The organism is Fulvivirga sp. M361 (genome assembly GCF_007097395.1).
Taxonomy (GTDB): Bacteria; Bacteroidota; Bacteroidia; order Cytophagales; family Cyclobacteriaceae; genus Fulvivirga.
In genome coordinates this window covers 40,537-65,989 of the sequence record NZ_VKDC01000032.1, presented here as the reverse complement: position 1 = coordinate 65,989, position 25,453 = coordinate 40,537, and the positions used below count along the sequence as shown (strand labels likewise).

The following is a 25,453-nucleotide window of genomic DNA, read 5'->3' as shown; positions in this document are numbered from 1 at the left end:
CTGATCAACCTGATCAGTGCCCTCTCTGCTTATTGCTTCTTCCCTAAAAAACCTTCTCTTAATATACAATTTGAAAAAAAACATGGACAATTATACCTGGTCGCTTAAACGATATTCACGTTAAATAATGATCCAGATCTTCTTTTTTTGCGGTTTTTATATTGAATGACCTATCTTTCTCCTTTACCTTGCTTATAGCCTTAAAGGCATTTTCTTTCAGGTGATTCAGCACGCCAACTGTTTTTTTTGGAATACCCGATTCACCAATGATCAGTCCCTCAATGGGCGTGTGAATCAATTCATATGAAAAATCTTCACCGGTTTCCAGGTATAGCACATTTCCTAACCCAATGTTATATTGATCCATTTTTCCTCTGGGTGCTCCATGCTCCAGTACTTCGGCTTCAAAGGCCATTTGTGAGACATACTCAGGAGTAATTGAATTATTTGCTCCGAAGGCTTCCAGCAGGAATTTAACCCATGAAACCACCAAGGCTGATGAGCTTGAAATCCCGGCATTTATCGGCAGGTTGCCTAAAATGGTTATATCGTAGCCCTTATTGGGTATGCATCCATACCGTTTTAATACTTTAAGAGTTGATAGGATGTGGTCGCCCTTTTTCACATGATCTGTTTTGGCAGGTATAGGAATCGTACGCTGTTCATTAATATCAGGTTTGTTTATATTCAACACTTGCAGCCCATTTTCAATTGCAGTTAGTTTAATATGACGATTGATGGCACAGGCTATGATGGGTAACCCCAGGTAGTCCTGATGGTCGCCAAACAAGCAGGTTCTGCCAGGTGCTATAGATATGATTTCACTTGTCATGTAATGTGTGTTGACTTATTTATGATTAAAACAGGAACATCAACTCAAAATGAATAAGGACTTATCTCTGCCATAGCGGCATGGCTTTCACCATCATGCGCAGATTTCACTATGAATTTAAAATACCTGAATGTTTTTGGTTCAGAGAGGTTGATATCCTGATCGTCCGAAGCTTTTTGCAGTACGAAATCTCCTAGGCTTTCCCAATTGTTGTTGTCAGAGCTGATTTGTAATTCTATATCCTTCACAGCTCTGGAAAGCGTTTGTCTTTGCGTAAAACGGAATCCATCTATTTTAATGGATTGGCTCATATCTATTGATATATGATGTGGTGGCGTAGCCGTGCAACCATTCCAGCAGGAATGATAGTAGGTATCCTTATTTCCATCAAGGATGTCTGCCGCTCGTCCTGTATCTCCTTCCCCACCCTGATCTTCCTGTGTGCTGAAGTCTATTACAGTCCATGTGCTTTTATCGAGTAACTTAGGTTCTACAGGAAGTTCCGGTTTAGGCAGTTTTGAGAAATCTATCGGAGGATTTATGCCATTGGCGGTTCTGAAAAATTCAGAATCGATGCTCGTAGGATCATTAAAAAAGCCACAATTCTTCATGAAGTATACATCACCCTCTATGCCTCCGGCATAGTCAAGTCGTGCCTCATTTCTGGCTGTTGCATCAGCTGTGAATTTAGCACTGGTGAGTTCATGCCAATTGCCATCAGTATCGTACACCCATTGATTGCTATAGTTGGCTTTTCTCGAAATAAAACCGGTAGAGGGCACAAAGTTCTCTAAAAAAGAGTGAACACGTGTTAAATAAGTAGTTGTGTGCGGCCTTCTAAAGCTGGCCATCAGTTTCCATTCGTTATCTTCAGGGGCATAAAAATAGGCAGTGTAATCAGTAGACTCATTCACAGAAGGCTCGGCTTTTATTAAAAACTTATAAGTATTTCCCGCTTTCCAATCGAAAATCTTGTAGCTCTGCCCGCCTGAACCTTCTCCACCAAATTGACCTGTATTCACATCTTCTCCCTTACCCAACAGTATTATTTTGTAATCATCGGGAATCGAAGTTGGATCGTCGGTGGTGTATGGGCTCCATACCGAAAACAACACCCTCCTTTCCGTCTCTGAATTTACCTGTATCCCAAAATATCCTTCGCCAAAACCATTGGCCATGTAATATGACCCTATAACATCTTCACCCACAGGTACGGTTACTTCATTGTAAAAGTACAAGGCATCCTTATTTTCAGGCATTTTATAGCTCAAATGGACGGAGGGTCCTCTTCTTCCAAAGTGAAAGCTAAAGTCATCAGGCACAAAAGCCACCCCGCCTACCGTGGCCGGTCCCCCCACAAGAATACCATTGACATCAGCTATGAAGGTGCCATTTTTCTGAAGTCCTTGGATATCAATAGCATTGTAACCCGAGTTCGTTATTTCAAATACACCAACATCAATGACTTGATATTCCGTATTTTGAATGGTGATTTCTTTGGATGCCTCTCCAATGGTTACACTAATAGTAGATGGGGCTTCCGCTGATTTAATACTTAACCCAACATGAAGGTCGCCTGTTGATTTCAGGTGAAAATAGGTACGAATGACATCATGCAATGACGTCCAATTATGGATGCCCGTATCAAAAATTAAGTTAGGATCATTATCCACGTTATTGACTATCCAACTGTTTCCCCCCGGGGAAATAGTTATTGGCAGATCTAGTTTTCCCACTTCTTCAGCTTGTTTTGGGTCGTCTTGCTGGCAAGCGGCCATAAGTAGAAATACTGTTAAAAAGAGACTATTGAGTAAGGGTTGGTGATATATCTTCATGTTAGTTTCTATTTATTATCGAATAGAGTTGGAGTTTACTGTTATTGTTGGCTATGATCACCCGTTGAGTTTCGGGAGATCTTAATAAAAGCATGTTTCGTACGTCCTTATCGGCATAAAATCCTGTTTCACTATTTTTTTTATGTCCGAATTTTCCATTAGAAAGCCCTTTAAGAAAAATACCAATACCAGCATCGGCCCGAGTTGTTTCTACCTCTGCATGGTGATTGTTACCGGCCATGAGCAAGTCTTTAATTTGATCACCATCAAAATCTTTAAACAAGATAGTATTGATAGGTGAAATTTGTGCCTCTAAAGGAAAGGGGATGAATCTAAATTGATTGTTCTCATTCAGAAATATACCTGATCGGAACTCTATAACTTGATAGTGTATGGCAGACTGATAACCCTCTCCTAAAATTTGTTCTACATTACTGTTGGCAAAGTCACCATAGGTTTTTATTCGCTCTTGCAAGTAGGGCATCTGCTGTGCTGTACAACTCTTTCCCCTCACTGGTACTTCCTTCGAGTTGTAATATTTTGCCAATACGATATCCTCTGTTCCGTTATTATCAAAGTCATTGGTATACACATGAAAGGGCTTCTCTTTCGATGCCTTGAATTTATAGTTCAGACCTAAATTTCCAGCTATTATATCCTGATCGCCATCTTCATCAATGTCAGTAACTAATAGCTTATTCCACCACCCGGTAGTTACTGAAAGGTCGTTGTAGATTTCATCTTTTGACAGTGAGTTGTTGTTGTTGATAAAAACTTCAATTCCCATCCATTCTCCGGTAAGGATCAGGTCTAAATCAGCATCCTGATCGATGTCACTCCATTGAGCGCTTGTTACCATTCCTACTGTTTTGAGATTTGGAGCTAGCTGGTCTGTTTTATCGGAGAATTTACCTCCTGTATTTACCAGTAGATGACTTTCTGGCGCATACGGGTATTTTCCGGGAATCACACGGCCACCTATGAAAAGGTCTACATCACCGTCATGGTCGTAGTCCGCAGCTTTTACTACAGAACCGGCAGTATTAATAGCAGGTATGCTTGCTTTAGACCGTACAAAATTTGACTTGCCGGTGTTAATGTAAAGGCGGTCTTGCAGCAATGATGAATTCTCTTCAAACTCATAGCTTCCACTTACCACATACAGATCCTTATCACCGTCATTATCCGCATCAAAAAAACAAGCACTAACATCTTCAAAAGCACTGTCTTCAATAAAGCTCTGAACTACTAGGGGAGTGTAGCTGCCATCTGCGGTGCCCATAAGTAGTTGTGCTGATTGATTATGAGCGCCACCTATAAAAACATCATCGTAACCGTCATTATCTAAGTCTGCCTTTGCCAAGGCCGGCCCGGTTTGTGATAGTTTATGAGGCAATAATAGTTGCTTGTCGTAGTCATTGAAAAATGGGTCGGTATGTTTGACTTCTAATGGAACTTCTTTGAATGGTTTTGAAACTTCTATATTTTCCTCATTTGAGATTTCAAAAGCACTGTCGTTGTAATTGACTTTTATAGCCTGATTTATTTCTGGTTTTTTAATGATTTGTTGTCGCCCGTCCGGCCATGTTATTTGTATAGTAGAGACGGACGCATTTTCGCCAAGTCCGAAATGTAATTTGTTAGACATTGAAGACAAGTAGCCCCTTGCATTGATCAACTGGCGGGTCAAAAGCTGACCGTCTTCAAGCCGTATTTTAGCTAAAGCACCAACACCATATTTATTCTTGTCAGGGCCTTTAAAAGTTAGTTGTATAAACTTGTTAGCAGTGAGTTCTCTGCTATTATTTTGTAATAGTGTTGCATTTTCATTGAGGTTATTGGTAACAATATCAAGATCCCCGTCATTGTCCAGGTCCGCATATATGGCACCATTTGAAAAGGTTGGTCTTTCATCAGCCCAATCGGCTGTTTTATTTTCAAATGTTAAGTTACCGTTATTGCCAAAAAAGTAGTTGACCAACTTCTGCTGAGGTAATTTTTGCGTAAAGTCATAGAAGTCTTTTTCTTGTAAGTTGTGCCTGTTTTTATGGATTATGCTGTTGATCTCATTATTCACATCACGGTCAACAACATCTCTGTAAACCCCGTTGGTAACGTACATATCATTTGATCCATCCATATCAAAATCCGCAAGAAGTACTGACCAGCTCCAGTCTGTCTTATCCACACCTGACATATTAGCTATTTCGCTGAAAGTGCCATTTCCATTGTTTAATTGGAAGGTATTGTGCATGTATTGATAATGGTGGTCATTTTTCACCATATCATTGAACCTTGAAATTGACATCATGGACATGGTGGTTTTCGAACGGATGTAATCCTCAGGGCTCATATCCAAAACCATAAGATCAGAGAGGCCATCATTATTAAGGTCGGCAATATCACTGCCCATGCTATAGTGTGATATATGCTTAAAGAGGTCGTTTCTTTTTTCAGAGAACGTGCCGTCCCCATTATTTATATAGGCAAAATCCGGACCTATAAAGTCATTAGATACGTAGATGTCAAGCCAGCCGTCATGGTTGAGATCGCCTGCCTGCGGGTTAAGGCCAAAGCCAAGATCAGGCAATATTCCCGCCTGTTGAGATACATCGGTGAAGTACCCCTTTCCATCATTGTTATACAGTTTGTCACTGCCTTTATATAACGGGGTCTCTTTACTTTCCTGTACCTTATTTAAATTCAGTATTTCACCGGACAGGTCAAACTGTGCCGGAGTGTTTGCAATGTAAACATCCAAGTCCCCATCATTGTCATAGTCAAAAAAAGTTGAGGCTACTGATCGGTTGGGGTCGGCAAGCCCATGGCTTTGAGCTTGTTCAGTGAAGGTAAGGTCACCATTGTTGATATACAGCATATTGGCAAGCTTTTCGTCTCCGGTATACCACCCTGCTCTGTTGATATAAATATCTAGGTAGCTATCATTGTTTACGTCAACTACAGATACTCCGGCATCAAAACCAGGGCGTTTTATGATACCAGCATCCTTTGTAATGTCCTCAAATTGCAGATCACCTTTATTGAGAAACAACTTGTTCTCATAGATATTCGAAGTAAAAAACAGATCATCAAGTCCATCATTATTAAAGTCTGCTGCAGCTACTCCACCTCCTATGTAGATGTATTGGTATTTGTAGTAATGCAGTTTTTCCGATTCCAAAACACGATTTTGAAACGTAATTCCTGAAACATCGGCAGGAATTGTTGTAAACAGTTTCGTGGCCGGAATTTCTTGCGCAGACTTCTTACATGAAAATGATAAACCTATTAATCCAACTATAATAGTGCAAAAGGTAGCTTGCCTCATATTGAACATTTGAAGAATTTGAAAAGAAAATAGAGATTATATAATTCTATCTCACTTGAAACCTCTTTGCTTTAATCATTCTGTTTTAAAGAGGGTTGTAGAATAATTTGTTGTTCAGGTATAAATTCGACTACCCTTGGGTGTGTTGATGATAACTCTAGAAAAGCATTGGCTCCACTTAAGTGTCGACCTGGATATCTTCTATCCAAGGTACGCCCATTCCTGTAAATATCATATCTTCTGTGACCCTCGTAAGCTAGTTCTAACCTGCGTTCTTCGAGAACCAGATCCAATACTGTTTTTCCAGCCGGAACGTCCGCTAATGTATATTCCGGTATACCGGCACGAACTCGTAGAATGTTTATATTGTCAAGTGCTAATTGGTCGCTTGATCTTTTAGCCAGGGATTCTGCCTTATTTAAATACATTTCAGCAAGACGTGATACGGTAGGTGACCACATGTGTATATCATCTTCTTGTAATGACGCTTTCAAGATGAAGAATTTTGGATGTCCGTTACGTTTTTCCATGTCAAAATCGTTGATAACATCCTGTCGACCATCAGGTCCATTAAAAAAATATACGGTTTTTCCATCTACCTCCTCAGATTCTACCGTGTAGGTGTTACCATCATCTTCAAACGTAGTAGTTCCACCACTTTCCGTAGTCTGCCTGAATTGATAAGTATATGTGTCATCAACCCAGTAAACAGCCGGTATTTTCTCGCCAGCATCATCAGTTAAGTATTGTGGATCTATAAATGATCTTCTTGCGTCCCCAGGATTCTTATCTACCAGGTCCAGGTAAGTTCTTGAGGCATACATCTCGCCCCAACCTGCGCCCTGAACGGTAGCGTAGAATGATCCAATGGTGAACCAGTCAGCAAAAGGTTCTAACAGATCAGAAGCACTGCTTAAGGTTACGGCAAAAATAGCTTCAGAATTTTGGGTGGGGGTCAGCTTATTCATTTCCGAGAATTGCGATGTAGGCAACAAAGCATACTCACCTGATTCAATGACCTTATTGGCATATTCTTCAGCTTTAACATTGTCTTCCATGTAGAGATATACTCTGGACAATAAAGCTTGTGCCGCCTCTTTTGAGGCAAAAGATGCCCCTTTATTAATGGTCATCAAAGATTCAGCCTTTATTAAGTCATTTATTACCTGCTCATAAACCTGCGCTATGGTATTTCTATCTGGCCTGTCATCCGTAGATGAAGTTAATTTTAAAGGTATAGATAGGTTGTCAGTACCTTGATTGTAAGGTCGCCCAAAAACATTACCCATCTGGAAGTACACCAAGGCTCTCAGGTAGTAATTTTCTCCTAACAACTGATCTGTATCTACTGATTCTCCCTCGATAATTCTTTCAATCATAATGTTACAGCCTACAGTTATTTTGTAGGAATTACGCCAAAACCGTTCTACCCTGGAATTGGTTGTTATGGATTGATAGTTATATAAAAAGAATAAATGGTCAGTGGTACCACCACTAAGTGTAACGTTGTCCCCGGCATATTCCGAGATTCTGTGTAGATCATCTACCCAGCCGTCATAACCTACATCCCCTTTCAATAAAGCATAGTTACCTACAGTTGCGGTTTCAATAGATCCCGGATCGGAAAATAAATCATCAACCGCTATCTGATCATACGGATTTTTCTCTAGCTCACACGAGCACAATGCAAGTGCAACTACCGATAATATTAATATTATTTTTTTCATGTTACTTCCGTTAAATAGTATTAAAATGACAGGTTTACGCCAAATGCAAGACGTTTTGGTATGGGATAGGTAAGGCGTGGGCTCCCTGAAAATCCTTGATCCTCATCATCAGTGTTTCCACGAACGGCCGGATCAACTCCGGTATAATCAGTAAATGTCAGTAAGTTATCACCGGCTGCATATACTTCCAGGCCCGTCAAACCTAACCTGCTAATGAAGTCCCCAGGAACTGTGTAAGACAGTGTTACATTGGTCATTCTTAGATAACTAGCATCTTCTAAATAACGTGAAGAGCGCTTATTAGAATTATTGTTACCTCCTTCAATAGGTAATGGATGTGTTGCATTATCACCTGGATTCTTCCACCTTGACCAGCCATCGGCCAGCACTTGTTGATTAAATGTAGAATAGAAGCCATCCGAGTCAAATAATTCTCTGGATGCGTTATAGATAGTTCCACCTTTAGAGAAGGCAAAATTAGCTGATAACGACAAGCCCTTATAACTGACGCTGGTATTGAACCCGCCAACGAAATCTGGCGTAGAGGTACCTACTACCTGAAGCGTTGCGTCATTCCAGTTGCTTGTTTCGGTACGCTCACCACTTACAGGGTCTACCACTTCCCAAAGTGGATTACCATTATCAGGATCAACACCTAACCATTTTCTAATGTACCAGGCATTTGCATCTTCTCCCACCTTAAAAATTTTAGTGCCCTGAGGTATTTCAGTCTGATCATCAAATAGCTCTGTTATTTCATTTCTATTTACACCGATGTTGAAACCAAGCGTCCAGTTGAAATTTTCACTCTTAACAACCTCTCCTGAAACTGCAGCTTCAAATCCGGTATTCTTTAAACCACCTACATTTTCCCAAAAGCCTCTGAATCCCGTTACATCAGGTAGGCTAACGAAGTATAGCAAATCAGAGGTATTCTTATTATAATACTCCAAAGTGAGATTTACTCTATCAATGAACCTGGTGTCCAAAGCAATGTTAGTTTCATAAGATTTTTCCCACCCCAGATCCGGATTGCCAAATTGATCTAAGATAGCTCCAGGGGTCCCAATGTACTGGGTATTAACTCTATAAGTACCCTGATATGGATAAAGAGACGAAGGCCTGTTACCTACTGAACCGTAGCTCACCCTAAGCTTCAATTGATCAACCGGTTCTACATTGAAAAAATCCTCATTGTGAATGTTCCACCCAGCGCCTATCGAGAAGAAGGTTCCATATTGATTATCAAGCCCAAAGTTGGATGCGCCATCTCTACGGATAGAGGCCTTAGCAAAATATCGATTGCTCAAAGAATAGTCGGCAGATAGGAAAAAAGATTGTAAAGCATAATCATTTTTAAAACCGCTAATTGCTCCCGTTTCACTGGCTATATTTAAAATTTCACCACCGGCAATAATCCCGTTTCCTGTGGCTCCAAAATCTTCATATCTGTAATCATTAAACTCATACCCACCTAGAACGGAAATAGAATGAACACCGAAATCATGAGTATAGCTTAGCATCTGTGTGGTTAGCCTTGTGAACCTGCTTTGAGCGAATTCACTTAAGTTGCCTCCATCAGCTAATCCGGCATTTGATCTAGGGTCCGTATATGTTGTAGACTTTCCTTCCAGCAGCGTGAAATTGTTTATTGATCTAAACAATAAATTTGGCAAGATCTCAAACTCAAAATCAAAATTGGCGCTCATGTTAAAGGCGCTACTGGATGAGTAATTCCATTGCTGATCAAAGAAATAATTGCGTTGATCCCTACCTAGCCAATCTTGTGACTCATTGGCATTAACAGGTGTGCCATCAGCTGAAAATGGCAGATCCCATGGCAGGTTCAGGTACAATTCATACAAAGGTGCCTGCGCAACCCTGTCCCTGTCATCAAAACTGAAGGCCAATTTTGGCATGATTTTCAGACGTTCGTTCATTTGGTAGTCAAGGTTTGTCCGAAAAGTATACCTGTCTAGTTCATTGCCTTTTACTGTTCCATCTTCATTGTAATATCCTACATTAAGGTATAAATTAAGATCTTCCGTGGCGGTAGTGAAAGACACATTACTCTCTTGTACTACACCTGTCTGCGTGCCACCATCTATCCAGTCATTATCACGTGTCAATAAGTCTTGTGTAAACCATGGCTGCGTATTCCCAAACTCTGTGTGATAATCATACAATTGCCGTGAGTCCATAACTTCAAAACCACCTGTATTAAAAGTATTCATTGCCAGTTTAGAACTGACAGTTACTCTGGCAGGTTCGCCCAGTGTTCCGCGCTTGGTTGTGACAATAACAACTCCGTTAGCACCTCTGGATCCATAAAGAGCTGTAGCCGAAGCATCTTTTAAAACCGAAATGGATGCCACATCACTCGGGTTGACTATAGGCACACTATGCTGAATGACCCCATCAACAACCCACAGCGGTGTAACATTGCCATTTAGGGATGCGAAACCACGAATTAAAATATTAGGCGTAGCTCCGGGAGAACCACTGGAAGCGGCAATCTGCACACCGGCTACTTTACCTTGTAACATGGAAGTTACATCAGGAGTGGTGATATCCTTTAGCTCTTCAGATTCTACGCTTACTATAGATGAAGTTATCGTTTCTTTGGTTTGCTTGCCATAAGCAACGACTACTACTTCTTGTAGTGTACTAACGTCTAAATCGAACGTTATGCTTAAAGAGGTTTGACCGGAAACAGCCACCTCTTTCTTACTATACCCAATAAATGATATAATAAGAACATCATTTTCATCGACTTCTAACGAAAATGTTCCATTCAGGTCAGTCGATGTTCCCTTGGATGTTCCCTTGATAATCACAGACGCACCCGGCAAAGGGTCACCCATTTCATCCAAAACAGTCCCTTGAACGGTTTTAGTCTGTGCTCGTATATTGAATACAATACCGAGCGCAAAGAATAATAGAATAGGTATACTTTTTTTCATATTATAGGATTTAGAGTTATTTGATTTTTAGTAGGATTCTTTCATCCAATTGTAAGGTTTGCGCTTTATCCACCTACCCCTGGTGAAGTCAGGAAAATCCTGAGGTTCTCCGTTATTTTCAATTGAGGCCTCCGATAATGGTGTCACAGCACTCCAGGCGGCCGCGTCATACACATCCATAGGTGGTGCTGTATTCTCTTTAGCTGATGATACAAAAGCATTGAGTACAAAAAAGTCCATTCCTCCATGCCCTGATTCAGTGGCATGCTCACCATATTTTTTCCATAGAGGATGATCATATTTTTTGAACCAGGAATCCATATTTTCCCAACCATGCCCTTTGGTAGTTCCTTCAATATGGATTCTTTGGGTGTGGTAGTCGAAATCTGTAAGTCCCTGCACGCCCTGCACTTTGAAACCTAATGAGTAAGGATGAGGAGTATTTACATTATGGGTGATTATTATTGTTTCGCCATTGGAAGTTTCTATTGTGGATGTTATCACATCACCTTGCTTAAATTTCAACTTGGCATTAGGGTGATCTGCTCCTCCGGTTTCTACAATGTATTTGTGTAGCCCTAACGCTTTTGTTGAGTGCGAGGTCATGGACACAAAGCGATTTCCCCGGTTAATGTCCGCCATGGTAGCGACAGGACCTAAACCATGTGTAGGGTATACATCTGCATTTCTTAGTAACGAATGTTGCGTTCTCCAGACCGATTCTGAAATCCCTTTTTCTCCGAATTCTGCACCTTTGCCGTATGCTGTTTTGCCATCATTGAATTTTACATGCCTTAAATCATGCTGGTAACCACATGTGAAATGAAGCAATTCACCAAACACGTTTTGCCTGACCATATTGAGCACAGCCAAAATGTCCCTTCGATAGTTGACGTTTTCAAGGATCATTAAATGAGATCCTGTCGCTTCATGAGTATTCACCAGATCCCAGCATTCTTCAAGTGTGTTGGCGGCTGATACTTCTAACCCTGTATATTTGCCAGCCTTCATTGAGTCTACTGCCATTTTGGTATGCCACAGCCAAGGTGTAGAGATAATAACAGCATCAATTTCGCTGATATTTAAGAGGTTACGGTAGTCATAATCAGTGCTGCCAAATACCTTGGGCTTTTTGAACCCCGCCTCACCTATCATCTTTAGTGCAATTTCATTGCGCGCGGGGTCAACGTCACAGATCGCTGTTATTTCTATATCTTTTCGTTGCAGGGCGTTATTTAAATGATTTGTTCCTCTAAGGCCCACACCAATAAATGCGAGCTTGAGTTTGTCTTTTTCCAAACCCAATGATGATCCTAAAGAGAGATTTGAGGCCAGCGATATCCCTGCACCGCTGAGTGTCACATTTTTGACAAATTTTCTTCTTGAGCTCATATAATACCTTAATAAAAAATCCCGAGTGATATATTGTAAACTCAAATATGACAGGTGCGCTAATAATTTAGCGGCTAGTTTTCTGACATTTAGGTGTGTTTTTTAAGCTGCCGAGGCAGTCAAGTATAATTTGTCCACCTTTTTGACGAATTCATGACAGGTGATTCACCCGTTAGGACACTTTCAGCATTGCTTCGTCATGAAGTTTATTGATATATTTAGGATATGAGCAAATTCAGTATAGCAACCTATCTTATGCCTTACAAGTCCCATGTCATAACGGTTTTGCTCACATACTGCCCTATTTTGTTATGTTGTCAGAATCCTTCAAATTTTAGTCATCTCTCCCCCTCACTGGACAATAGAGCTATCAATGTTTCTAAAACCTTACAAGACTCTCTAGGTAGCATTTGGATGGTATGCAGACCTGGCATACTAGTATATGACGGATATAATTATGTGCTGATACCCAATCGTACAATCTTTCCAAACCAAAAGCAAAACGATGTAATAGAGGATATTATAGCTGACCACAAACAAAATATCTGGATGACCTCTAAAGATGGGTTACTATCTATGTATGACATTTCCACCGGGAAATTTAAGGCAATCAACCCCCTGGTAAATTACAATAAGGTCAACAAAATGATGGCCAAAGACAAGAGTGTATGGTTAGCTACGGACAACGGAAGCTTATATCAATTTCAAAATGCATCAATGGATAGCATCACCACACTTGGTGAGCTCGTTTCTCATGAGAAAATATATGATATGGAGATCGGGGCGACTGATAAAATCTATTTAAGCACAGAACAGGGAAATATTTACAGTTATTCTCTGAAATCAAAAGACTTAAGCGAGGTGCTAGGTGTGTTTACAGGCTTTCCGGGAAATCTGACTTTAGCTGTAGATGATAGTCATCGGCTTTGGGTCGGTACAGAAACTTACGGCCTTTTTGTTTATGACGAAGAAAAAAAGGCGTTCGTAGAAAGCTCTCTTTTTAAAAGTCCCGTTTTCAATATTCACAAGGAGATGTTTTTAAACCTTTTCTATGATAATAGCGGATACATGTGGGGCGGAACGGATGGTGGTGGTTTATATAAAATAAATACTGCCACCGGCGAAATAGACCTATTCACTAAACAATCTGCCAACGAATTCTCTCTCAGTAGCAATAGCATATTAAACGTTAGCAAGGATAACCGTGAGAATATCTGGATCACCACTAATTATGGAAAGCTTAACATTTTGCCTTATTCGAATAATAGTATTTATTATCACGGTGGATCCGAAAACAATACTCCCTTAAGAATATTAAGTATTTATAAAAGTACATCAGGTGTTTTATGGATAGGAACAGATGGGGCCGGGTTAACCCGTATTACTTATAATGCAGATGGCTCCACCAATGAAGCACAGTACTTTAATGACTTAGCCTTAAACAGAGGTTTCTATGTTCAATCTATCAGTGAAGATAATCAATCCAACATCTGGTTTGGCACCTACAAAAATGGATTATGGGTACATAATACTAAAAAGAATACTTTCAAAAAGCATAATATCTACAACTCCAGCAAACAGGAAGCTACTGATATAAGAACTGTTTTTAAAGACTCCAAAGGACGTATTTGGGTTGGTTCTAATATCTCAACAAATATATATTCTCAAGATATGGTTCTATTAGCCAGTTTTGAAAATGACTCTAATGGAACCGTAGGCCATTCCATAGTGGAAAGTATTTTAGAAGATCGGGATGGCACCATTTACATAGGTTTATATAATCGTGGTTTTTTTGAATTTGTCGAAAACGAGAGCTCCCTGGAAAATTCAACTTTTATTGACCGTTCGTCCAACCCTCATGACGAAATCAAATCCGTGAGATCGATGGTCGTGGGCGATAGGAATGAATTATGGCTGATTAACGATCATGGCAAATTGCTCCGATATAACACAAGAAGTAAAAGCTATATGTCTTTAAGTCATATAGAATCTATGGATGAACAAAACTTCTCAGCTGTTCTTAAAGATGATTATGATAATTTATGGATTAGCTCAACTAATGGCATCAAACATATTGATGTTAAAAACTCTGTTTTAAGCACTTACTACAGTACTGATGGGTTGCAAGACAACCATTTTCTGCCTCGAAGTGCTTTTAAAGACAAACAGGGCACCTTGTACTTCGGAGGGATTAAGGGGTTCAATAGTTTTGATACAAGGCATTTGAAAAAAAGAGTATCTGAGGCCTCATTGTATATAACTAGTATAGAAATTCTCAATCAGCCGGCAAGCTCGTTAATTTCTTCACAAATTACCTCTGGAATTTTCAATGTTCATTCGCTTAGATTAGAGCATGATCAATCCTCTTTTTCGTTTAGATTTTATGCTATAGATAATATTCTAAATCCGAACTTTTACTATGCTTATCGATTAAAAGGATTTGATGAAGACTGGATTACAACCCAATCAGAAAGGCTGGCCACTTATACGAATATTCCTCCCGGCACCTACACCTTTGAAGTTAAGGCAGGCACCCGAAAAGGCGTCTGGGACATTTCCACCAAGCCCATATACATTCAAATTGACCAGCCTATATGGAATAGCGCTGTAGCCTATGTTACCTATCTTTTGATCTTCGGAGGGCTATTATATGCTGTTTGGCGTTGGTACAGATTAAGAAAAAGACTATTTCTGGAGAAAATCAATTATAAGAAAGAAAGTGAGTTACATACGCTTAAGATGAACTTCTTTGCCAAGATGTCACATGAGATCCAAACGCCCATTACTTTGATCCTTGGTCCCATTGAAGATATGCTAAAACGAGCAGGGCAAAATGGAAATTTACTTCTGAAGCAACGGCTGGATATTATTTCTTACAATGCCAACCGCCTTTCTAAAATAGGACGCGAATTAACTTTAATTAGAAACAAAGAATTAGACAAATTGCGTCTCAACGTAACGAAAAATGATTTATTCAATGATATAGACAAAATATGCATTGCGTTTAAAGAATTGGCCAGAAAAAGGCATATAGATTTTAACATACATTGTCCTAAAAATCTACCCGAAGCCTGGTATGACAGTGAAAAGATCGAACATGTGATATATAACCTACTCTCAAATGCATTTAAATTCACCCCTAAAGAAGGTAATATTCAAGTAAACGTTGTACCTATCAATTCAAAAAAAAGTATTAAGCTATCCGTCATAGATTCCGGTCCCGGAATTCCTAAAAAAGAGTTGACCAATATTTTTGAATTGTTTTACCAATCCAAAGTAGGGAAAAAAAATAAGGGCACAGGTATTGGATTAGCGCTAACAAAGGATCTGATTGATTTACACAAAGGTGCAATTGAGGTTGATTCTTCATCGTTGGAAGGTACTATTTTTACGATTACCGTTCCCATAACAAAAAGCTCATACCGTAAGTCTGAAATATTACATTCAGAGAGTATTGAAGAGGTTGATACAAAGCCGTTAGCTCCATCCATAGTACCTCCCAATACGAAAGAATCGAACCGTGCCAAAAAGACTATTTTGATCGTTGAAGATAATTACTATCTACAGGAATTTTTAAAAGAACTTCTAGCCGGTGAGTATAACATTATTCTGGCTGAAAATGGTGAAGAGGGGTATTATTATGCTAAAAACAATTTGCCTGACCTGATATTGAGTGATGTAATGATGCCTAAACTGAATGGAATTCAAATGTCCGAGAAGTTGCAGAAAAATCAGCGAACTATGCATGTCCCTATAATATTTCTTACCGCCAAGAATTCTACAAACTCCAAAATTTCGGGTCTTCAGTCCGGAGCTATCGAATACATCAGAAAGCCTTTCAATACGAACGAGTTATTGTTGAAAGTAAAAAACATCATTTCGTCTCATGAACATATCATATCAAAATATCGAAAAGAAGTAATCAGTAACCCTGAAGTAAACCTTGATAAGTCTCAGGATGAGGTTTTTCTTGAAAATCTGGTATCAAGCATAAACTCAAGGTTAGATGACGCTGGTTTTAAGATGGAAGAATTGGCTGATTCGTTAAATATGGGATATTCAAGTTTATACAGAAAATGCCAATCGCTTACCGGGCATAGCTTAGTCGATTTTGTGCGTTTGCTTCGTCTGAAAAAGGCGGCCATATTGATTACTAAATATGGGTATAACATTTCAGAAGCTGCTTTTATGTCAGGATTTAACGATCCTAAATATTTTTCAAAATGCTTTAAAAAGGAGTTCAAGAAGACTCCCGCGTCTTTTAAGAAAGAGGCGCAAATGGGTGATGTGAATTTTTACCTAAAAAAGTATGAGCTCGAAACGGGCACATCCTAGTGCGCATATAGCGATGGCACCATGAGTGCTGATTCAGGAAAAGAGTTTATAATCCGGGTGCACTTTTCAGGTAGCAGGTCCAAACCCTGTAGATCATTTGTAATACTGTTCAATTTATTTAGACTAAAAGCAATCCTTTACCCTAACTGAGTCTCTTTTGCAAAGAGAACCAAGCGACGATTCCACGTCGAAAAAGCCAGCATTTTTAATACGGATTTTAGAAGTCAAATACTAATTCAGAAAGGATCACCTTAGCCTGTAAACTGGGTTTTGATAGTTTATGAGTGTTGAATTGGTCCATGTTGTTGATGAGCCGCATTAAAAATGCTATCTCTTTCGTTATTGAATACTCCTTAGTCCGCGTCTTCGCCGCAGACCCAGGCTAGGTGGGAACAGTATGTTTTAGTCGGGGATCATACCTCTCAAACACATCATCAAAAGATTTTCATCCAAATAGCCTGCTTCAGGCATCAGAACCGAATACGGAAGGTCTCATTATTAATGATCTTACTATATAGCCCGGGAAGACTCCGTTCTTATTTTAGAAGAATCCGGCCGAGCAGAATATAAAGTAGCGTATCACCTCTTTAAAACTCCCTCAAGAACATTATAATAGCGTTGTGCGATAAAGCTGGCACCTTGTTCATTGTAATGCACTTCATCGGCCAAAAAAGAGTCTTTAAAGCCGGTAAACATATCGACTGCCATTACCCTCGAAGTTTGGGTGGTTTTTTCTGAGGCAATGACAAGTGCTTCCTGTTGGAGTCGCGAGAAATAAGTAGTCAACTCAGGCGTCATTAGATCAGACCTGCCTGGTGCAAGTTGCTCAATAATCATGGTCACATCAGGGTTTGCACTTTGCAGTGCGTCAATTACTTCATTAATGTTAGCCACTGTCTGATCATAAGGCAAATCAGTTAATGCATCATTCCTCCGGGCGAACTGAACAATACAATGTCAGGCGTTCCGGCATTTTCCAACCACCCATTAATGCCACTTAATATCTCGCCCGCAGTAAAACCTCCCCTACCTTCATGGTCCGGATCGAAAGCTATATCCGAAAGTCCCGGGTAAGAAGCATCATCGGTCATGGTCCCGATATAGTCAAAATCCCAATCACCATCCACCAGTTGTTTCCATAACTCATATCGAAAGCTTTCAAATTCCGGCCTGGCCCCTTCGACACGAGATGCTCCCAGTGGCATGATCTTGTTGAGAGCGTTGCTAAGTGGCTTTTTTGTGACCGTATCGTCATCTCCACAGCTAAAGAAAACCAGTCCTGTGAACATTAGGAGTGCCAGAACTCTGGTGAAGGTTGAAACGGATTTGTTCCTTACAAATAAGTGTATCATGCTTAAAATTTTTGTTATGTCTAAAGAAACCTCTTTACCGTTTGAATGTTACATTTTCCAGGCACCTACAGGTACGGATTTGTCAACATTCTGAGATATCAGGACAAATTCAAAACTTTACGATACTCACCAGGAGTTTTTTGAGTAACCCTTTTTGAATGCTGTGTAAAAAACGCTTTTGGACTTAAAGCCTGCTTCAAAACCAATGGCTTCGATTGAAAACAAATGAAATTGACGATCATGGAACATGTTAATGGCGCGATCCACCCGAAATTTATTGATAAAATCATTAAAACCGATCTTCAGGTTGGTCCCGAGCAGTTCACTTAAATAACCTTCGCTGATGTTCAGTTTTTCCGCCACCATAGTACGGGTCAGGTTGGGGTCACAGTACATCTGTTCATCTACCATCAACGTATTGAGTTTTTGGAGTTTATCTGCCGTTTTTTGGTAGATCGGCGAACGTATATCCTGAGTGGCCATGAAGTGGTCTCCTTCAAGGGGCTCTTTCTTAGCTGTTATAGCCACAGCTTTAACTTCTATTCGCTGAATTTGTCTTCTTTGTTCAGAAATATTGAGATGATGAATACCCCGATAAGTGACCCATACCAGGAAAATAGCCAGTATGGCCAACAGGTAATTCCAAATGGTCACATCGAAAAGCAGTGTTATCGGGTCACCTAACATCCATACCCACAAATAGACCAATAAGAATAAGCTGTTTAGCTCAAGCCACCGTCTTTCAGTTTTGTAAAGCCCTTTCGCCCGCCTGATCCTGATATAAGAAAAGCCCACCAGCAAGATTGAGAACAGTAAAAAAGTAAACGCCTTTACTTCAATCATTATTTCCAGTTTTTCCAAGTTATTGCCTGCCAGCCAATAGAATAGATCAAACCCCAAAAAGAAGTCAACAAAATAGGCAAGGGTCAATATTAAAAAAGGAGCTGCCCACCACCAGACTTTTCCACTACTGCCGAGCGGATACTTAATAGCTTTTAAAACATACATCATAAAAGCGAAAGGAAACAAGAACTCCCAACTAATGAGTTCCAGCAGCGCTACGGCCGGAAAGTGCTGTTCAAAGTAAACATAAGTAAGTATTGAGCTCAATGAGGCAACAACCAGGACAAAGTACCGGTGCACATCACTCCTGAAAGACCTGGAGCTGAATAGTAATACGGACAGGAAAAGGCCCAGTATTACACCGAGTAATACCAATACATCCAAAAATGTTAAAATCATCCAAACAATGATACGGTTTGCTCTTAAATATACAATTCTCAGTGCTTATGATTTGCTGTTCAAGCATTTGACTTGTCACCCGTCTTATTCCAAAACCTCAATTTTACCGTCAATGCTAAGCGAGTGTGTTATGGAAGAAGCAATCTCCTTATTAAAAGGATGGATCTGCTTTGCCGAACTGTTAAGAACTGTTCGCCGGTCAAGTGCACCTGAAAGTTTCCTAAACCGGTCCTTAATGAAAAATGTAAACGATCAGAAAAGTCCATTACCTTGCACGCCTACGGTGCTAACATCATGCGTGCTGATTTAGGAATAGAATTTTTAATCCGGGTGTACTTTAGAGGTAGCTTTTGGGGTATGATACTTGCACATTTTACTATAAGAACTATTTAAAATGGGTTCATCAAGAATATGCGCATTGTAAATGCTAAATGTTCGATTTTGGAAGAAAACGGGAACGCATTATGCTATCGCTAAATGCGCTCCAGAGGGAGGGAATCTTTAAGGTGCTATTTTTTAATTAACCACCGTAATGCCACCAATATGATAGCCGTTTTGAGCAGTTGCAGTACGCTCCCAATTAGCGCCATCTTCAGATACAAAAATGCCCATATCATTACCGACTAAAATAAACTGCTTTCCATCATGAATCATAGCATTTACAGCACCTCTGCCACCACCTCTGGTTAGACTTTCCGTCCATTTTTGGGTAATATCTGTTGAAATAAAAATATCACTGAACGGACTTGCAGCCACCCATTTTCCACCACCGTAAGCAGCGCCCCAAATTTGGTTTTTATCAGGGTTAAAAAGGTATTTCCACGTTTTTCCCATATCGTTAGAATAGGCACTTTTGGTACTGTTTATACAGGCAAGCAGCGTGTTCTTACCATCCCATGCTATGGCTTTCAATCCGCCTGTGCTTATTTTTGAAGCGTTTCCTGTAAGGTCCATGTCTTGCTCTACCACAACTTTATCGCCTTTAATGGCTAATATTTTGCCTGTCATTTCCATATTGCCGCCCACGAGATAAAACTTACCGTTGGCAAACAGCATATTTAGCGGGGTTTTTAAGCCGGGCGCAATATCTGGTGCAATCTCGCCTTTTCTGCCAGGTGCTTTAAGTTGGCCAGGGTTTTCTACTTTCTTTTTAAGGCTTTCTACACTTAATTTCGGACGTTTTGTAGACTTGACATTTTCCGTGCTGATGCCTGCATTTCGCTTTTCGGCAATGCTCATTTCGCCTGTTCGTACAAACTTCCAATCTACACCATCTTTAGAGTAGATAATGTGATATTCGCCGGCAGCCACAAAAAATCCGTCGCCATAAGCAACGGCTCGCATGGCTTTTCTATTAGGAAAAACTGTAGCACCTGTTCCATAATATACATTGCTTTCTTGCCAGGATTTACCATTGTCTAACGAGGTTAATACCATATTACCAACGGCTACAATTTTGCCATCGCCAGAGGCAATGTCATATAATCTATTTTGAGGGGTTTGGGCATCCATTTCGCCGTCCCAAATGGTAGCAACTGTTTTTCCGCCATCCGCACTTTTTACTACATAACCTGTGTTGCCATTTTTGGTTACCGCCAGAAATAAACTTTGCGCACTAAGGGTATAAACCGATAGCATTGCACAAAGCCCAAGTAAGTAATTCTTCCAATTTTTTATCATCATAATTTTTAAAATTAATTTGAAACAAAGTTGAAAGAACAGAAAGCTTTGAGCAGCTAATTGAAACTACAAACCCTCTACTAAGCGCTCTACAAATGCTCTACATGGATTTTAATTTTCTGATATTAAGCTTGTTGTCTTTAATAAATTAAAAGTTGAAAGATGTTGAGGTATGAAGTTTTAGCAAAGGTCCGCCGTAAGCAATGACCAAACTGCCTTACTCTTTAAGCCCATGCAAGTAGCTGGAAAGCGTAACATCCTCAGGCAATTGCATCTTTTTCTTTAGACGGTAATGTGCCATTTGTACACTTTTGTGCGAAATGTTTAGAAGGCGGGCAATGTCTTTGATGGATAAATCAATTTTCAGGTAAGCGCAATGCTTCAGTTCCAAAGATGTAATGGTTGGGTACAACTCACGCAACGTATCAAAAAAATGTGGATGTACCTGGTTAAAATGAAGCTGCAATTTTTGCCAATCGGCATCTAAATTGAGCGTGTTCTTAATGACAGATTGAATTTTTTTAATAGAAATTTCAGGGTTTTCCTTTAAGTGCCTCAACACTTCATTCAGGACCTTGTTTTTATCGCTCATATTCATGGTCATAGATAGCAATTCACGATTTTTGTGTTCAATTTCCTGTTTCAATTTTAAATTCTCGGCTTCTTTTATTTTTCGTTCTGCAATTTCTTTTTCTTGTTCTAATTGCGATTGTTTTACTAAAAGGGCTTGTTCATTTTTTTCTTTTTTGTAAAGCTGCTGGCGTTGCGACAGTAATTTTCTTCGGTAACTTATTCGGTTTAGTAAAAAAAACACAAACACGCTGAGCGCCAATAACGTAATGATTAACAAGGTGATGTAAAGTGTTTGCGCCCGGTTTTCTTGTTTTTTAATCTGTACATCTTTATTCAGCAACTCAATTTCTTGTTCCTTCTTTTGGGTGTCGTACTTTGTTTCGAGTTCCGAAAGGTGCTTTTCCATATCCAATCCATATAAGGAATCCCGCAGTACTTCATTTTCTTTTTGACAGCGTAACGCCTGTTGATAATTACCTGACTGTTCGTGGATTTTAACTAACCGTTTGTTAATCTCAAAACGTTTACGTTGGGTGTTGAGTGCTTTGGCTTTGGTGTATGCTTTTTTTGAATAATACAGCGCACTATCTAAGTTTTTGGTCTCTAAATAGCGTTTGGAAATTGCTGAAAGCGTATTGAGTTTCCCTTTTTCATTGCCGATTTTTTCTTGATACTTTAGGGCTGAACGAAAACAGGTCATGGCTTCATCGTACTTTTTCATTTGCACATACAACGTGCCTTGATTGGTATTTGTGCCGCCCAGATTTCTGTAATTTTTGGTTGAAATGAATATGTTTTCAGCTTGTTTGTAATACATCAAAGCGCTATCCAACTTGTTTTTTGTGCCATAGATCATTGCCATATTTTGAATGATAGACGCGCGGTCATCTGGTGTACCTTGGTATTCATCGTGTTTCTGCAAGGCCCTTTTGTAGTACTCTAACGCCTTATTAAATTTTGAAATTTTGGCATACACACTGCCGATATTTTGGAGACAGGTAGCAATACCACGGGCATCACCTAATTTTTCTAACGTAGCTAATGCTTTAAAATAATACGTTTGCGTGGTAGCATAATCGCCCTGATAGTAGTACACCACACCAATGTTGGTTTCGGAATGGGCTTGTCCTTTTAAATCGTTTGTTTCTTTGCTTATTTTTAAGTTTTGCTTAAATAGTTCAATGGCTTTGGGATACTCGGTTTTTATGGTGTAGGCAATGCCCAGGGCTTTGTATAGTGCCGCTTTATCACTTAAATTATTTTGAAGTTCTAGTCCTTTTTCAGCTAAAACTATAGCCGAATCGGGGTTGGTAAAGCGGTATTCCCACGCCAGTTTTGCGTAGATTTTTCCCTTTTCTGCATCTTTACTTTGCACCAAAACCTGAAACAGGCTGTCCATTACCTGGGATTGCCCGAATGTGACCGACACCCGGCAGGTTATTAGAAACAGTAAGACAATAAATCGGCTCATAGTTGTGCTTAATCGAGTCAATAGGTGGTATTTAAAAACGTGAAAATACAGATTTATGTGGAATGGTTTGAGATGGAGTACTCTCCTCGTTTACAGCCCTTTAATACTGCCCTCGAACAATGAAAGATGCATTGAAGCGGCTTTTATCCTGATTCGTTCTATGCCTCCCGGCGCGTATGTTAGAAGAAAATGAAACGCATTACGCTTTGCTTAAATGCGCTCCATATGGAGTGCACTTCGTAGAAGTTTGGATACGTGGATAATATATAAATTTGTAGACTTATCAAATTGTTATGATTAATTCTGCACCTTGAAAACTTAAATCGTAAAACATGAAAAAAATAATCTTGAGTACTGCTATTCTCTTCCCAACACTTCTTTGGGCTCAGTACGATATTAACGGAGACTATAAAATTAGTGGTAACGTTGGAATCGGAACAAACCAGCCTGAGACAAAACTAGAAGTAACTGGTTTTGGGGTTGACCCCAATGCTCTGAAATTATCAAGCTTTGATTCTCAAACAAACACTATTTCGATGGTGTTCCATCCAAGGAAAAACTATCTACCCAATCCTGCTTCTTCTATTAAAGGTATATTGGATTATGGATTAGCCAACGAAGAAGCTGGAAGCATAAGTTTTAACACTTCTAACAGTGGTCAACTCACAGAAAAAATGAGAATAAGGTATGACGGGAACATAGGAATCGGAACAAACCAACCTGAGACAAAACTAGAAGTAACTGGTTTTGGGGTTGATCCCAATGTTCTGAAATTATCAAGTTTTGACTCTCAAACAAACACTATTTCGATGGTGTTCCATCCAAGGAAAAATTATCTACCTAACCCTGCTTCTTCTATTAAAGGTATATTGGATTATGGATTGGCCAACGAAGAAGCTGGAAGCATAAGTTTTAGCACTTCTAACAGCGGTCAGCTTACAGAAAAAATGAGAATAAGATATGATGGCAACGTTGGAATTGGAACTATGACTCCAGATTCTAAATTAACAGTCGCAGGTAACGTACATTCTAGAGAAGTAAAAGTTACCATAGATGCGGGAGCTGATTTTGTTTTTGACAGTTCATATAACTTAAGGTCACTTGAAGAAACGGAAAAATTTATAGGTCAGAATAAGCATCTTCCTGAAATTGCCTCTGAAAAAGAAATGAAAAAAAATGGGTTGTTAGTTGGAGAAATGAACATTAAACTTCTGCAGAAGATTGAGGAATTAACACTTTATCTGATCAAACAAAACAAAGAGATTAAGGAATTAAAAAGAAAGGTTCAGAGCCTTGAAAACGAATAAAAGATCATAACAAACAATAAAATAAATGCACATATTTCCTCGTGGCAACTGGTGTTTGCCAACTACCTGTCGCATATGACGCTATCGCCAATATGCGAGCTGATTTAGAAATAAATTTGTGATCCGGGTGTACTTCAGAGGTAACTTTTAGGATATGATATCTCAACATTTCACCATAAGAACTAATCAAAATAGGATTTACGAAATGTCTTAATGACTTTCGAACAAGAAAGAAGCAAAATTCGAAATTCATTGGCACAACTATTCATCAAATAGTAATCGTTCAAAACAGGGATCGTATCTATCGGGGCCTTAACGGTTATCCATTCCCTTTGGAATCGATTATATCTGTACTCCAGAAGTTTTTCCATTTTCCAGGTAAGAAATAGATAGCCTTTTCTGTTGCAACTTTATCAACCACAAGAGCAACCAGGTATTTGGGGCTGAGCATATACTGGTATTAGCAATTATGAGTGTCCGGTTCCTGCCGAAATTCCAACATCAGGTGTCATACCATCGTAACTCCATTTTTATGATATTCGGCAAGGTATTGCCGGATGTATGGAACCAGACTCATATGAATATCGGCATACTCTTAAAATACCCGGGAGTTCTTCATTGAACCATATATTGACATTCGTGGGTCGGTTTTGCCAGAGGTGATCCCGCATAATGGGCGTAAATGCAGTAAACTGTACCCAGGACAAAGGCATGGCAAATCACAAATTGATTGATGGAGCAGATTATTCCAACGAAAACGGAGGGCGTGGTGGGGCCTTATTACTTCCTAATGTCTGTTTGATCGATCTATTGAGAGAAGACCTTGACGATGACAGGGACGATGACACCTATATGATCTAGCTATTACCTGTACTTAAGTATTTCGAGGAAGACGGCATACCTACCGAAGTATCGACTACTTCCAATATTGTGGTCTACCGCCTGGCAGAAATCTACCTCATAGCGGCAGAGGCTAACATGTATCTGAATAATACAGGTCTGGCACTGGACCAGCTTATGCCATAAGAACGCGTGCGAATGCCTTGCCAAAGGGCAGCATCGACCTGCAAACCATTCTCGATGAACGACCGCGTGAATTGTTCTTTGAAGGACAACGGTTTTTTACGCTTAAGAGAACTAATAAATTGGTATCGCAGATCTCACAATATGGCGGCAATGACAATGGGCACAAACAGGCAAGAGGAAGTATCCAAGACTTTATGAAAATCTACCCATTCCGGGATCAGAGCTCGAACTCTTCGGGGCCGGGTATCCGCAGAATGATGGTTATTAAAAAAAATATGGAAAATGATATAAACCGGTTAATTACAGCCAGTTCACCACTTACGGCTGCATCTCCATCAACCAAGGTTTCGATGGTCAGAAAGTCGGTTTGTCCCGGCTAAAACATCTTCA

At 39.7% G+C, this 25,453-nt stretch carries 15 protein-coding genes and 1 pseudogene; 5 read left to right on the top strand and 11 right to left on the bottom strand.

The features are described from left to right. Window positions 1–115: 115 nt before the first annotated feature. The 6 genes from FNH22_RS24800 to FNH22_RS24775 all read right to left on the bottom strand — a co-directional run bounded on the left by FNH22_RS24800 (window position 116) and on the right by FNH22_RS24775 (window position 12,077). Window positions 116–832 carry a mevalonate kinase gene (locus FNH22_RS24800; protein WP_143401202.1) on the bottom strand — a complete coding sequence of 239 codons (717 nt, stop codon included), beginning with the start codon at window positions 830–832 and terminating at the stop codon, window positions 116–118. A 44-nt stretch (window positions 833–876) separates the two neighbouring features. Continuing rightward, on the bottom strand, window positions 877–2,667 hold the full coding sequence (locus tag FNH22_RS24795) for a DUF3472 domain-containing protein (RefSeq protein WP_185154395.1): 1,791 nt from the start codon (window positions 2,665–2,667) through the stop codon (window positions 877–879). Between the two features lies 1 nt (window position 2,668). Next, window positions 2,669–5,995: a VCBS repeat-containing protein gene (locus FNH22_RS24790; RefSeq protein WP_221420350.1), complete on the bottom strand. Its 3,327-nt coding sequence runs from the start codon at window positions 5,993–5,995 to the stop codon at window positions 2,669–2,671. A 71-nt stretch (window positions 5,996–6,066) separates the two neighbouring features. After that, window positions 6,067–7,722: a RagB/SusD family nutrient uptake outer membrane protein gene (locus FNH22_RS24785; protein WP_143401198.1), complete on the bottom strand. Its 1,656-nt coding sequence runs from the start codon at window positions 7,720–7,722 to the stop codon at window positions 6,067–6,069. Window positions 7,723–7,742: 20 nt separating this feature from the next. Beyond that, window positions 7,743–10,685 (bottom strand): TonB-dependent receptor, encoded by a 2,943-nt coding sequence (locus FNH22_RS24780; protein ID WP_143401197.1) that lies wholly within the window; start codon window positions 10,683–10,685, stop codon window positions 7,743–7,745. Between the two features lie 27 nt (window positions 10,686–10,712). After that, on the bottom strand, window positions 10,713–12,077 hold the full coding sequence (locus tag FNH22_RS24775; RefSeq protein ID WP_143401196.1) for a Gfo/Idh/MocA family protein: 1,365 nt from the start codon (window positions 12,075–12,077) through the stop codon (window positions 10,713–10,715). Between the two features lie 225 nt (window positions 12,078–12,302). Here FNH22_RS24775 and FNH22_RS24770 point away from each other — a divergent pair, with 225 nt between their 5' ends. Next, window positions 12,303–16,412, top strand: a complete 4,110-nt coding sequence (locus FNH22_RS24770) for an ATP-binding protein (RefSeq protein WP_143401195.1) — start codon at window positions 12,303–12,305, stop codon at window positions 16,410–16,412. A 579-nt stretch (window positions 16,413–16,991) separates the two neighbouring features. Here FNH22_RS24770 and FNH22_RS24765 read toward each other — a convergent pair. The 5 genes from FNH22_RS24765 to FNH22_RS24745 all read right to left on the bottom strand — a co-directional run bounded on the left by FNH22_RS24765 (window position 16,992) and on the right by FNH22_RS24745 (window position 22,658). Further along, window positions 16,992–17,306, bottom strand: a complete 315-nt coding sequence (locus tag FNH22_RS24765; protein WP_143401194.1) for a hypothetical protein — start codon at window positions 17,304–17,306, stop codon at window positions 16,992–16,994. Window positions 17,307–17,329: 23 nt separating this feature from the next. Continuing rightward, a complete protein-coding gene (locus FNH22_RS24760) occupies window positions 17,330–17,764 on the bottom strand; it encodes a hypothetical protein (protein ID WP_143401193.1) in 435 nt (144 codons plus the stop codon). Window positions 17,765–17,890: 126 nt separating this feature from the next. Further along, complete coding sequence (locus FNH22_RS24755) at window positions 17,891–19,006, bottom strand: AraC family transcriptional regulator (RefSeq protein ID WP_143401192.1); 1,116 nt, start codon at window positions 19,004–19,006, stop codon at window positions 17,891–17,893. Between the two features lie 516 nt (window positions 19,007–19,522). Then, complete coding sequence (locus tag FNH22_RS24750; protein ID WP_143401191.1) at window positions 19,523–20,689, bottom strand: hypothetical protein; 1,167 nt, start codon at window positions 20,687–20,689, stop codon at window positions 19,523–19,525. A 214-nt stretch (window positions 20,690–20,903) separates the two neighbouring features. Further along, on the bottom strand, window positions 20,904–22,658 hold the full coding sequence (locus FNH22_RS24745) for a tetratricopeptide repeat protein (protein WP_185154394.1): 1,755 nt from the start codon (window positions 22,656–22,658) through the stop codon (window positions 20,904–20,906). A 404-nt stretch (window positions 22,659–23,062) separates the two neighbouring features. On the opposite strand from FNH22_RS24745, the gene FNH22_RS24740 reads away from it, so the two are divergent. The 4 genes and pseudogenes from FNH22_RS24740 to FNH22_RS24730 all read left to right on the top strand — a co-directional run bounded on the left by FNH22_RS24740 (window position 23,063) and on the right by FNH22_RS24730 (window position 25,443). Next, a complete protein-coding gene (locus FNH22_RS24740; RefSeq protein WP_143401189.1) occupies window positions 23,063–24,037 on the top strand; it encodes a tail fiber protein in 975 nt (324 codons plus the stop codon). A 711-nt stretch (window positions 24,038–24,748) separates the two neighbouring features. Then, window positions 24,749–24,898, top strand: coding sequence for a hypothetical protein (locus tag FNH22_RS32130; RefSeq protein ID WP_185154393.1), 150 nt, complete (start codon window positions 24,749–24,751; stop codon window positions 24,896–24,898). Between the two features lie 24 nt (window positions 24,899–24,922). Continuing rightward, window positions 24,923–25,063: pseudogene (locus FNH22_RS32990) on the top strand (RagB/SusD family nutrient uptake outer membrane protein); the annotation flags it as partial. Further along, window positions 25,060–25,443, top strand: coding sequence for a RagB/SusD family nutrient uptake outer membrane protein (locus tag FNH22_RS24730; RefSeq protein WP_143401188.1), 384 nt, complete (start codon window positions 25,060–25,062; stop codon window positions 25,441–25,443). The pseudogene FNH22_RS32990 and the gene FNH22_RS24730, both read left to right, overlap by 4 nt. Window positions 25,444–25,453 lie beyond the last annotated feature (10 nt).